General features: G+C 42.9%; 10 protein-coding genes and 1 pseudogene. 2 read left to right on the forward strand and 9 right to left on the reverse strand.

The features are described 5' to 3' along the window. A pseudogene (locus FTU55_RS09460) lies at window positions 1-120 on the forward strand (IS30 family transposase); the annotation flags it as partial. Here FTU55_RS09460 and FTU55_RS09465 read toward each other — a convergent pair. The 6 genes from FTU55_RS09465 to FTU55_RS09490 all read right to left on the reverse strand — a co-directional run bounded on the left by FTU55_RS09465 (window position 96) and on the right by FTU55_RS09490 (window position 4,892). After that, complete coding sequence (locus FTU55_RS09465; protein WP_180046899.1) at window positions 96-374, reverse strand: hypothetical protein; 279 nt, start codon at window positions 372-374, stop codon at window positions 96-98. The pseudogene FTU55_RS09460 and the gene FTU55_RS09465 sit on opposite strands and share 25 nt — an antisense overlap. A gap of 109 nt (window positions 375-483) precedes the next feature. Beyond that, entirely contained in the window at window positions 484-1,452 is a 969-nt protein-coding gene (locus FTU55_RS09470) for a polysaccharide pyruvyl transferase family protein (RefSeq protein ID WP_180046901.1), read from the reverse strand. A 22-nt stretch (window positions 1,453-1,474) separates the two neighbouring features. Next, window positions 1,475-2,533 (reverse strand): glycosyltransferase, encoded by a 1,059-nt coding sequence (locus FTU55_RS09475; RefSeq protein ID WP_180046903.1) that lies wholly within the window; start codon window positions 2,531-2,533, stop codon window positions 1,475-1,477. 14 nt (window positions 2,534-2,547) lie between these two features. Continuing rightward, a complete protein-coding gene (locus FTU55_RS09480; RefSeq protein ID WP_257223331.1) occupies window positions 2,548-3,354 on the reverse strand; it encodes a glycosyltransferase family 25 protein in 807 nt (268 codons plus the stop codon). Window positions 3,355-3,356: 2 nt separating this feature from the next. Then, complete coding sequence (locus FTU55_RS09485) at window positions 3,357-4,100, reverse strand: hypothetical protein (protein ID WP_180046907.1); 744 nt, start codon at window positions 4,098-4,100, stop codon at window positions 3,357-3,359. Between the two features lie 21 nt (window positions 4,101-4,121). Next, window positions 4,122-4,892 carry a glycosyltransferase gene (locus tag FTU55_RS09490; protein ID WP_257223332.1) on the reverse strand — a complete coding sequence of 257 codons (771 nt, stop codon included), beginning with the start codon at window positions 4,890-4,892 and terminating at the stop codon, window positions 4,122-4,124. Between the two features lie 162 nt (window positions 4,893-5,054). On the opposite strand from FTU55_RS09490, the gene FTU55_RS09495 reads away from it, so the two are divergent. Beyond that, a complete protein-coding gene (locus tag FTU55_RS09495; protein ID WP_180046909.1) occupies window positions 5,055-6,224 on the forward strand; it encodes a nucleotide sugar dehydrogenase in 1,170 nt (389 codons plus the stop codon). 57 nt (window positions 6,225-6,281) lie between these two features. On the opposite strand, the gene FTU55_RS09500 is transcribed toward FTU55_RS09495, so the two are convergent. From FTU55_RS09500 to FTU55_RS09510, 3 genes are all read right to left on the reverse strand, one after another. Then, on the reverse strand, window positions 6,282-7,208 hold the full coding sequence (locus tag FTU55_RS09500; RefSeq protein WP_005180046.1) for a branched-chain amino acid transaminase: 927 nt from the start codon (window positions 7,206-7,208) through the stop codon (window positions 6,282-6,284). A gap of 24 nt (window positions 7,209-7,232) precedes the next feature. Further along, the gene (glnE, locus tag FTU55_RS09505; RefSeq protein ID WP_127800694.1) at window positions 7,233-9,983 is read right to left on the reverse strand and encodes a bifunctional [glutamate--ammonia ligase]-adenylyl-L-tyrosine phosphorylase/[glutamate--ammonia-ligase] adenylyltransferase; all 2,751 of its coding nucleotides are present in this window, start codon (window positions 9,981-9,983) and stop codon (window positions 7,233-7,235) included. 75 nt (window positions 9,984-10,058) lie between these two features. Continuing rightward, window positions 10,059-11,333, reverse strand: coding sequence for a GAF domain-containing sensor histidine kinase (locus tag FTU55_RS09510; RefSeq protein WP_168383318.1), 1,275 nt, complete (start codon window positions 11,331-11,333; stop codon window positions 10,059-10,061). Window positions 11,334-12,093 lie beyond the last annotated feature (760 nt).

Below are 12,093 nucleotides of genomic sequence, written 5' to 3' on the forward strand. Positions count from 1 at the left end.
TCAAACGATGAAATAGAGCAGATAGAATTGTCACTTAACCATCGTCCTAGAAAAACACTAGGCTGGTATACACCGAGTGAAGTTATGGCTGGTTTTTATACTGTTGCACTTGCCGCTTGAATCCGCCCAAGTAAAATGACAAGGAATGCAGGAAGAATGAGGATTAAATTTTTACTCAACACCTCGATCAATTCATTTTTGTTGGTATTTAAGATTGACTCCAAAATACCCTCATTAAAATCCTTGTATTTTAAAACTACAAAAGTTTCAAGCACAATAAAACATAAAGCAATGTTCAACAAAAACAAGGCTAAAGGTTTATAAATAAAAAAGAGTGAGCACAACATAGAGGAAACAACGACAACATTGTTCACTCTATATCTATTATTTTTAAATTTAAATAAAAAGCTTAACGATAAAATTAAACTAAAAATGATGAAATATAGCATTATAAAAACTTCGAATGAAAATATACCAATAGCATCAATTTACAAATTGACTTTTCCAATGCGCGATCGCATCAAACGGCAAATGAATCTCAGGCTGCCATTGCATATTAATCCGTTGTTTCAATAAGGTTAGATCATGGCGTTCTACAACTGGCAGATTAAAGTCTTTATGCATTTCTAATGCACGGTTATCAATCCCAATAATAATCACACGTTTCTTTAATTGTAGAGCGCGAATCCCAGCGTGTAGGCGTGTACCGATAAAATCAATCTCATGATCTTTTAATAACGTATTATAGGCAGTTAAATTTGTTGCTATACGCACAATACCATTGAACAGTTCAGGTTGCTGCTGTGCAAGTTGATCGAAATATTGATTATCCTCCGAACCTTGTGCCCAAAAGTATAAGCTTGAATAGTGCTCTTTGAGACACTGAACCAACTGTACATCGGCCTCAATATCACGGCTATAGTCTGTTAAAGTAAAGACCACTGACTGCGCTTTTTGGCTTGGGATTTGCTTGAGATGTTCAGGGGTTAGCTGCCACAAGGTTGGACAGCCCGTATTGATCACATTTTCAATACCACACGCTTTTAGTTTCTCTAAGGTGTACTGATCACGTACAGAATGAAGATACTGTTTAGACAGCGCATAGTTATAAAAAACTTTCGCTTTCAATTCAGGTTTTTCTGCATAGCTATTCCAACCAGCCCCCATTAAAATGGCAGGTTGCATCTTAAAGCCATCAAAAAAGCCAATCGACCATTGGTTTTTACGGGCACGAAAACGCCAATAATTACGAAGTAAATTGGTTCCCCCAACAAAGGCCAACTGATTTTGCCACGCTTTTTTTAAAGTCTTGGCTGCTAATGCATAATGTGTTGGGTAACGACAGAATTGCTCATGGCTAAATAGAGACTCCAAATGCATCATCACCGCATCCATGATGATTTCATCCCCCATATTTAGAGAACCACATGCTGTATCGTAAACTGTAATCATAGCGTCATGCCGTTGGGTAAAATTAAATTTCTTGTAGATTTAAATAGTGTGTAACTGCTGTTTCAATTAAAAACAGTGCATCTAAATGGCTGTGCACATTGATATCACCTTTTGCCACAGCACGTAACTTGGCTGCTAATGCATCGACATTTTGCACAGGTACTAGACAATTTTCAGGCAAAACTTCCCGTGGCCCAGAAGGACAATCCGTGCTGATGACTGGGGTACCCAACGCCAAGGCCTCCAAAATCGCAATACTAAAGCCCTCAAAATCAGAAGACACCACCATCACCGTCGCCGCTTGAATATAAGGATATGGATTTTTTTGAAAGCCAAGAAAATGCACTTGATCTGCGACCCCTAGGTCTTGAGCAAGTTTCTCATTTTCAGCCATGAGTTCACCTGTTCCGACTAACAGTAAAGGTAAATCAATTTGAGCCTTCGCATAAGCACGGATCAGGATATCGTGGCGTTTTTGTTGTTTAAACTTGCCCACATTTACTAAATAACGTGCTGGTAAATCCGGCTGAAATTCTGCTGCTGCCGCTTGAACTACTGCGATATCAATTGGATTATAAATCGTCGTAATACGGCTCTTTTCACCAAAGACCTGACGGAAATCCTGCTCCACACCTTGGCTCACCGCAACACATGGTTTGGATAGATAAACCTTTTTTAATTGTTCTAGCATCTTGCCATCTAAACGACCAGCATATTCCTGACTTGTCGTATTATGGATGACCATATGAACATTCGACAAAGTACTACGGCTTAAAATAAAATCCACTGGGAAAAGATTCGACAAAACTAAATCGGGTTCACCAATGTGCTTGCGGACAAAACGGTCAAAGGCTTTCGCAGCAAGGCCCGGACGCATAATTTTTGGAATAGCACGGAATTTTTGATAATTAAAAAAGTGTGTTCGTACACCATCGGGTATTGGTAAATCAATTATATCTTTAAAGTAAACGATGTGAGCTTCATGACCTGCATCATTAATCCCTTTCGCTAGAGTTAATGCAAAACGTTCCGCCCCATTACCCTGTAAAGTAAAAATAGCTAATACGACCTTTTTCTTCATTAAGTTGAACCTTATTAAAATCGGTTTTTATCTAAAAATATAAAACGCTTTTCTGCTTTAAATAGTACTTGTAAATAACGAAAAGCCATTTGAAATTGCCCCATAACACGGCGCTTCCTAAACATTTTCTTTTCGGATACAGACTTATAGGTAGGCTTGAAGTTTTCAGAGCGACCAATTGTTGATTCAAAGTTTTCCGTATCTGATAAGCCATACGCAATCATTTGATCTTCTTGTATCAAAGCTGCTGGTTCAACCTGATAAGCATTTAAATTATAGGTACTGAAAATAAAAGCATCTGCTGTAGCAGCTGCAGAGTGAGCCGCTTTTTCCAATAATTTTTGCGCACCCGTTGGGAACAATATATAGCCCCCTGTTCCTGTTCTCTCTTGGAACAAGTCTAATAATTTGTACCCTGAACTATTTAAATGACAAGCTGGCTTTTTACTTACGATTTTTTTACGACTTCTAACTTCGAGATTAATTAGATCAGGACATAAATTTAAGGTTTGAGATTGTATATCTTCTAGAAGTTGCACAATATCACTTACCACGACAGCATCATCTTCTAGAATAAGCATAGGTTGATTACGATCTACAACCTGTTGCCATGCTTTTTTATGACTTAGAAAGCAAGCTAACTCTACTTTTTTTAACGGTCGCTGCCACCCGAAAGCTTCCGCATTAAATTGCTCTTCTGAAATCTGATCTATCGACACAGCTTGTAAAAAAGTAGGTTGAATCCCAACTTTTAAAAATTGTTGTTCTTGAAAGACACGTCGTTCCTTAGATTTAGGTAAATTAATAATTAATATTTCCATCTTTACCACCAACGTGTCTTTTCACGCGTATGTTGTTTCTTAAATCTTAAATAAACCGTATTGTTCTCCTCATGTTGTAATCGATCGAATATTTCTAAAACTATCACTCCAAGTGGATGTATCTTGCAAATTTGATCTAAACGCCAACGCATATTTCGTAATGTATCATCAGTCCCTACAACGAATGCTGAAGTTCCATCAAATAATGTTACACGTTCTTGTGGTAACCGATCCCGCTTTAATTCACACACTACCGTAGACTGATCACATAAATAACGTTCAGTTTCTTGTAATTTCAATGTATTAATCAACACAACTGCATTCATTAATGTCGCTTTAAGTGCGATATCATCGTGCAAATCTAAAAAAGTATCACATGCTGATATTAACCATCGAATATTTAAAGTCTTGAGCAAAAAATCTCGCTCATTCATCCATAATGCTTTAAATTTTTCAAAATTTTCTTCGACATCTACTTCACGCCGAATCAAAACAATAAGGCTTGCATGATAATGACTTAATGCCGGTTGACCAACAAACTCATGTTTAAGTTGTTCAATATGCTCATTTAAATCTTTCGCTGAACCATGCGTATACCGGATTTGATCACCGATAATAACTTCATTTTTCAGTTGTTCAATATCTACGCCCTCAAGCTGAGCATAGACTTTATCTGCGCCAAAACGACGCTGATGTCGGCTAAATGAAAACCATTGTTCAAACTTACTTTTCTTTCTTACGGGCATGTTTAAACCATTTAATTTGAATTACTGCCAAGCATCCTTGATCCACTGGGATGGCAACACATAGCGATACCATTTACCACCACCACCATTAATAGCATCAGGTGGATTAATCTCCCCATGGAAAATAATAATTTTTACGCCCTCAGGCTTTACTGGTGGCTTGAAATAAGCCATTGGAATTTTTTGCAGACAATGATATTTATAACTCTTGCACCAGCTATCTGGCCAATAGCTGAGTTTCTTCTCCTGATCTACATACCAAGAAAGATAAGCTTGCTCATTACGGAATTTTTGACGGATTTCATCAAAATGTTCGCGGAAATATGGCAAAAGACCAGGAAAAGCTCCGAGCTTAAAGCGATAAACTGAACTATTACCCGTAATACGCCATGGTCGTTTCCAGTCATGGATAATCAGAAACTCACCCGGATGTGTAAAGAATTCATCAATATTATCGACAATCACCACATCCAGATCTAAAAATAAAGCATTTCCTTTTAAACCATAGAGATCAGGTTCAAAGGTAGACAGCTTATTCCAGCCACGTTCTGGCGCCCCTTCTGGCAAAGCCAGCGGCGGGATCGGAAAACATTCTACTTCCGGATTAATGCCTTCAGTACGGTCAGTCAGGCAGACCATTTTAAAGTCGACTGTGGTATGGCGTTTGACCATATTGTACAAACGGTTAACGTATTCCGAACCGTATTTGGTTCCCCATTTCATGCACAGAACAACATTCTGTTCCTGCATTAAAGAAGATTGAGAGTTCATCTCTGTTTCATGTAAAGCCATGCCGCATGATCCACCTGAGCAATGGCGCCATCATATCACAGAGTTACAAATTAGCAGAATGGCTGCAAAGAAAAGCCACTGCAAAATAACTGTCAGAAAAGCGTCATCGAACTTGCACATTCAAAATGCAGATTAGAACTCATCGCAGAACAACAATAGATTATGAAAATTAGTATTGTCGGTACCGGCTATGTTGGCCTTTCCAATGCCATGATTTTTGCGCAGCAGCATGAAGTAGTGGCGCTCGATATCATTCCTGAAAAAGTCGAACTGCTGAATTATGGCATTTCTCCCCTGCAAGACCCTGAAATTAGCGACTTCCTGAAAAATAAAGACCTGAATTTTAAAGCCACCCTGCATCAGGCCGATGCCTATCAGGATGCTGATTATGTGATTATCGCCACGCCTACCGATTACGACCCGCAGACCAATTATTTTAATACCGACAGTGTTGAAAGCGTAATTCAGGATGTACTGTCAATTAATCCCTGCGCCACCATGATCATCAAATCCACCGTTCCGGTCGGGTTTACCGAAAAAATCAAACAGAAATATCGTAGTGGAAATATTATTTTTTCACCGGAATTTTTGCGTGAAGGCAAAGCCCTACACGACAACCTGTATCCCTCACGGATTATTGTCGGAGAGCAGTCGGAGCGTGCCCGACTGTTTGCCGATATGCTACTCGAAGGTGCCATCAAAAAAGACTGCCCGGTGCTCTTTACCGGTTCCACCGAAGCCGAAGCCATCAAACTATTTGCCAACACCTATCTGGCTATGCGCGTGGCCTATTTCAATGAGCTGGACACCTATGCGCAGCTATTTCAGCTGGATACCCGACAGATTATTGATGGCGTCTGTCTGGATCAGCGGATTGGCAAATATTATAACAATCCGTCCTTTGGCTACGGCGGCTACTGCCTACCCAAGGACACCAAGCAGCTGCTGGCCAACTATCACAATGTACCGAGCAATTTAATTCAGGCCATTGTCGATGCCAATGCCACCCGTAAAGATTTTATTGCCCAGTCCGTCCTGCAACGCAACCCGAAAGTAGTCGGTATTTACCGTCTGGTCATGAAAAGTGGTTCAGACAACTTTAGGGCATCGGCCATTCAGGGCGTGATGAAACGCATTAAAGGCCGCGGCGTGGAAGTGGTGATTTACGAGCCGACCTTGCAGGAAAATGAATTCTTTCACTCCAAAGTTATGCAGGATCTGGATGAATTTAAACAATATAGCGATGTGATTGTTGCCAATCGCCAGTCCGATGAGCTGGCAGATGTGCTGGAAAAAGTCTATAGCCGCGATATTTTTGGTATGGATGATTAAGAGTATTTCCCAGCCCATAAAAAAGGACTCATCTGAGTCCTTTTTTATCTGTTTAACTTATTTTACATAAGTTAACCAGTGTGCATATTTCGGATCTTTGCCCTGCACTGCATCAAAGTAGGCTTTCTGGATTTGCGTGGTGATTGGACCACGGACACCTTCACCAATCTGACGGTCATCGTATTCACGAATCGGGGTGACCTCTGCAGCCGTACCCGTAAAGAAGGCTTCATCGGCAATATAGAATTCGTCACGGGTAATACGGCGCTCAACCACGTCATAACCCAAGTCTTTAGCAATGGTAATAATCGATTGACGGGTAATCCCATCCAGCGCACCACCAGCGATATCTGGGGTATGAATCACACCATCTTTAACCAGGAATACGTTTTCACCCGAACCTTGACACACATAACCTTGTGGATCCAGCAGCATCGCTTCGTCATAACCTGAATGCGCCACTTCTTGGTGTGCCAGAATCGACAGCGTATAGTTACCAGACGCTTTGGCTTTACACATGGTCACGTTTGGATGATGGTGGGTAAATGATGAGGTTTTTACGCGAATACCCTTCGCCATTGCCTCTTCACCCAAGTAAGCACCCCAGCTCCACGCTGCAACCACGGCATGAATAGTGTTGTCTGTTGCCGCAATACCGAGTTTTTCAGAACCAATAAAGATGATTGGACGTAAATAGCAAGATGCCAGTTTATTTTCACGCACCACATCAATTTGTGCTTGCTCTAAAGTTGCCTGATCAAACGGCACTTTCATTTGATAAATTTTTGCAGAATTTAACAAACGCTTTGTGTGCTCTTTTAGACGGAAAATAGCCGTTCCATTCGGGGTTTCATAGGCACGGACACCTTCAAACACACCCATGCTGTAATGCAGGGTATGGGTCAACACGTGAGTTTTGGCCTCACGCCAGTCAACCAGTTGTCCATCTTGCCAAATAAAACCATCACGATCAGCCAAATTCATGCCATAAACTCCAATTTTTCACAATTATTCACTCTCCAGCGCAAATGCTGCAGCTGGATCAATCAGTCTTTGCCATAACTTGCAAACGGTCATTCGGGTATCGTGCCAGTCGCTTGCAGACACTTGCATGGATTGATTTGCAAGGGCTAAGCGGTGGCTCTCTGCGCGTTCACGGAGATAAGCTTGAATCAGAGCAGTCGCATCGTTGCTGGATAAGCAACCTGTCTTTGCGGCATCCTCAAGGATTCGTACATTGTCGGAGTAATGGGCGAGATCTTTATTCGTCCCACTCCACGCTAACACCGCATACTGTGCCATAAATTCGATATCAACGATACCACCTGCATCCTGTTTTAAATGAAAAATTCCATCTTTTTTTTGCTCATTTGATGAACCGAGATGGTCTTTCATCTTCTGGCGCATTTTCAGTACTTCGGCACGCACATGCGCCTGTTCACGCGGCTGGGTCAAAATCCGGCAGCGTAGCTGCTCAAACTTGTCCCGAAGGCAGCGTTCACCGGCAATACTGCGCGCGCGCACCAATGCCTGATGCTCCCACAGCCAGGCACTTTTTAGCTGATAATGCTCAAAGGCTTTCAGGCTGGTGACCAGTAATCCTGCTTCCCCAGACGGACGTAACCGGGTATCCACTTCATAAACGCGGCCATCTAAAGTCTGGGTGGTCATCAATGACACAAACTTCTGTCCCACCCGCATCGCAAACTCAAAACCGCTGATGGGTTTGAGCCCGTCGGTATCGGCCTGTTCATCCATATAATGAATAAAGACCAGATCCAGATCTGAGCCATAACCGAGTTCAATCCCGCCCACCTTGCCATAACCAATCACGGTAAAAGCCATATGATCCAGCGTACAGCGCTGACCTTCAGCATCCAGCGGGAAACCATGTTTTTTCGCGGTAATCTGATAAGCCAGATGCAAGGCAGCATTGACTGACACTTCAGCAATATCGGTGAGCGCATCAGAAACTTTCATCAGCGGACTTTCGGCCAGCACATCACTGGCTGCCACTGCCAGTACATTGGATTTTTTAAACAGGCGCAGTACCCGCATCTGGTCTTCGACCTGATCGACCTCAATCCGCAGCAATTGCTGACGCAAGGAATCTTCCAGATCCTGACGTTTCGGCAATTCAAAATCCATCGACAGAAACTCATCCAGCAGCACCGGATAATGGGTCAGCTCTTCACAAATCCATGGACTGACGGTGGCCATTTTTACCAGACGTTGCAATGCGCCTTTGCTTTCAATCAGCATCACCAGATACACGGTACGGCGCATTACCGATTCCACCAACGGCATCAACCGTACCAGCGCAACTTGCGGCATATCTGACTGCAACACTGCTTCGACCAGATGCGGCCAGAAGGTTTTCAGACGCTGTACCGCTTTGGCCGGTAATTTTTTCAGCGCATGTCCATACCAGAATTCATGCACCAGATTTTTGGCCTGATCATCCAGCACTTCATTCAGGCGCTGTTCCAGCTGGCTAAAACTTTCGACCAGCGGATCAGGTTCTTTTTCTTTAATTAAATGCTCAAACTGATAGATGACCTTGGCGCGTTTTTCATCTAGAAAAGCCATAAAATCTGGCCAGCTCGCAAAACCTAAAGTGCTGATCAAACGCTGACGCAATTCTGGCTCGGTCGGTAAGGACTGGGTTTGCTGGTCATTCAGCGCCTGAATCGCATGTTCAACCCGGCGCAGAAATAAATAGGCATCTTCCAGCTCGGCCACGGCTTTGCTGTCCAGCAATTCAGCTTCATCCAGATGATTCAGGCTGACCAGACATTGCCGGTCTTGTAGCTCCAGCTTGGACCCGCCATAAATCAGTTGAAACACCTGCACAATAAACTCGACTTCACGAATCCCGCCAGCGCCGAGTTTAATATCATCTTCCAGATGACGGCGCTGCACTTCGCGCTCAATCATGGCCTTCATTTCACGCATGGCTTCAAAGGCGGTGTAATCGACATATTTGCGGAACACGAACGGCCGGGTCATCTCCAGCAGTTCATCCCCTTCTTTGCCTCCGGTGACAATGCGTGCCTTGATCCAGGCATAGCGTTCCCATTCACGGCCGTGCTGGCTTAAATATTTTTCCAGCGCCACATGGCTAATCGCCAGTGCCGAACCGTCGCCCCAGGGACGCAGGCGCATATCGACCCGGAACACAAAGCCATCGGCGGTGATATGGTCGAGCAGATAAATCAGTTTCTGTCCCCATAAAATACAGAACTGCTGCACATCAATACATTTACGACCGTTGGTTTCGCCCTGCTCATCGAAGGCAAAAATCAGGTCAATATCGCTGGATAAATTCAGTTCCTGCGCGCCATGTTTACCCATGGCAATCACAATCAGGTCCTGTACTTTACCGTTATAGCCCACCGGCTCGCCATGCTTGGCCACCAAGGGAGCCCGGGCAAAATCTTTGGCTGCTGTTACACAGACATCGGCGAAATCGGACAGTTCACGGGTCAGGGTGACCACATCGGTTAACTGGTTGGCATCTTGCCAGATCCAGCGAAACATCAGCCGGGCACGTAAAATCCGCAGACTACGCATCCACTCGGTTTCATCCTGAATATCCTGCAAGGTCGTTTGCACGGTGTGCTGAATCTGCTGGGTGCTTAAAGGGGTTAAAAACCGGTCAACTGCATAATCTTGTTCTAAGAGGGGTTGGTGCTTGGCCAATACCTGTTCTGCATATTGGCTGGCACCTAAGGTTTTGCGCAATTGTTCCGTATTCATTCACACACCCAAAGCTGACTGTTTTTTCTAGTTATATCAGGAGTCTGGCTAGAGGGGAAAAGAAAATTGCGTTTTCTACATTTTTACTTTTTCGAACTGTATATCCTCCGGCATTAAAGCCTGATGCGCGCTGGTGGCCTGCGGCAAGGTCACAATAAAGGTGGTTCCTTCGCCTTCATTGGATTCCACCACAATTTCGCCTTTGTTCAGGTCGACAAAACGTTTACACAATACTAAGCCCAGACCGGTACCTTTTTCACCCGCCGTACCTTTGCTACTGGCCGTGACCGCAGCCTGGAACAGCTGATCCATTTGCGACTGGCTCATGCCCAGGCCGGTATCCTGAATATAGATGTGTACGCCATCGTCTGCCTGTTCGGCGCGTAAAGTCACCTTGCCGGTACCATCTGTCGGGGTGAATTTTAGCGCATTCGACACCAGGTTCTGGATAACCGAAGTAATCATATTAATGTCGGCATAGACTTTAATATCATCATCAATCTGGTTAATCAGCTGAATATTCTTTTTCACCGCCAGACTGTTCAGGACATCGCAGACAATTTTCGACGACTGTTGCAGCTTGAAGTTAATTGGATGATAGATAAAGCGGCCGCCTTCTGCCATAGCCCAGTTCAACAAGCTTTCCAGCAGGTTATAGGTCGATTGCGCAGTATCATATAAATAGTCGGCAATATTTTGCACACTGGAATCATCCAGCGTCTCGCGTTCTTGCGCCAGAACTTCGGAAAAACCGAGCAGGCCATGAAACGGCGCTCTCAAGTCATGCGCAATAATCTGGAAAAACTTGGTTTTACTAAAATTCAGCGCGGCCTGCTGCTCATACATTTCTTTTAGTTCAGCATGCTCGGCTTTTAACTCCAGATAATTCACCAGGTTAGTGGCCAGATCACTGAGAATTTCAATCGCCTGTAGCGAAAAAGGCTGCTCGTTCTGGTCGAAAAACAGGATTTGTCCAATCGAACGACCATCGGACATTTTCAGATCAAAGGCCATAAAGCGTTTTGCTTCTACGCCTAAAGAGCCAATACGCTCAACCAGTTGTATATAGTGAGGATGCTCGGTATGAATGCAGTCCTGACCATCAAACAGTTCGACAATCTGGATATGATCGGGTGCAATAAAGGCTTTAAAACAGTCCTGATGAGCATACCATAAATAGGGTTCGCCCTCGAAGGCCAGTGCGGAACGCTCTACCCCTAAAATTTTACGGGCAGATGATAAAAAACGCTCAATCTGATTGGTGGCAGTAAATACCCCCAATAACAGAGACAACCTGCATGAACTCAGCTGTTCAGTTTCTGAACCTATTTCAAGCAACTGCAACTTCATATCTGCCTCATCCGAGATCCATTCTTATAGAATATTTAGGCCATTTTTAAAGCCGATTGCTCAGCCCGGTTAACAAACTTTAACAGAGAATATAACACCAAACCCAAAAGAATAAACCAAGCTCCTTCATTAATTTGTAACCTGAAAAAATTTTAAAAAAAGGTATATTTTCATTAAATTTATTAAATAAATTCACTACTTTTTGTTTATCTCTTTTTAAACAGCAAGCTACTTTAACTGATTTTGGTTAAAAATAAATTGGCACATTTTCATACACTTTTTCAGTGTTATGTTAGGTATGATTTCTGTAAATTCATCGGATTTTTAAGGGAATTTCCTGGTTAATTTTCACCGGATAATGGGTTCACCACGTTACTTTAGTTTTACATATTCTGTTCATGTTTTTGGACGATAATATATCCGCCTGATCAGTGAATCGTCATCAAATTATCAATCTGTCTTATTGGTATTGAAAAAATCAGGTTAATCATTCAAATCTGATTAACAGATGTGCTGGATGGAATGATCGAGCTTGAGGGAAAAAGACGGTTTTTTTTAGTATTTTTCTTCCCCAAACAGGTAAGCGTAGATTCATATCAGGCACAAATATCACGAATTAAAATGCATCATTTTTCAGCGAAATGTCGTTATCACGGATATTACGTTGACTGAAAAGGCTTGAGGGTCGATACTCTCAAGGTTTTACTTAAGCAAACCGGTTCGCAGGGGCTGATTCATCACTTTCACCCCCTCAAAACTC

The sequence above is a fragment of the Acinetobacter sp. YH12117 genome (assembly GCF_013418865.1).
Lineage (GTDB): Bacteria > Pseudomonadota > Gammaproteobacteria > Pseudomonadales > Moraxellaceae > Acinetobacter > Acinetobacter indicus.

Excerpts from the sequence above, each read along its gene's own strand:
- FTU55_RS09470 (WP_180046901.1), bottom strand. The coding sequence starts at position 1,452 with ATGATTACAGTTTACGATACAGCATGTGGTTCTCTAAATATGGGGGAT.
- FTU55_RS09475 (WP_180046903.1), bottom strand. The coding sequence starts at position 2,533 with ATGAAGAAAAAGGTCGTATTAGCTATTTTTACTTTACAGGGTAATGGG.
- FTU55_RS09480 (WP_257223331.1), bottom strand. The coding sequence starts at position 3,354 with ATGGAAATATTAATTATTAATTTACCTAAATCTAAGGAACGACGTGTC.
- FTU55_RS09485 (WP_180046907.1), bottom strand. The coding sequence starts at position 4,100 with ATGCCCGTAAGAAAGAAAAGTAAGTTTGAACAATGGTTTTCATTTAGC.
- FTU55_RS09490 (WP_257223332.1), bottom strand. The coding sequence starts at position 4,892 with ATGGCTTTACATGAAACAGAGATGAACTCTCAATCTTCTTTAATGCAG.
- FTU55_RS09495 (WP_180046909.1), top strand. The coding sequence starts at position 5,055 with ATGAAAATTAGTATTGTCGGTACCGGCTATGTTGGCCTTTCCAATGCC.
- FTU55_RS09500 (WP_005180046.1), bottom strand. The coding sequence starts at position 7,208 with ATGAATTTGGCTGATCGTGATGGTTTTATTTGGCAAGATGGACAACTG.
- glnE (WP_127800694.1), bottom strand. The coding sequence starts at position 9,983 with ATGAATACGGAACAATTGCGCAAAACCTTAGGTGCCAGCCAATATGCA.
- FTU55_RS09510 (WP_168383318.1), bottom strand. The coding sequence starts at position 11,333 with ATGAAGTTGCAGTTGCTTGAAATAGGTTCAGAAACTGAACAGCTGAGT.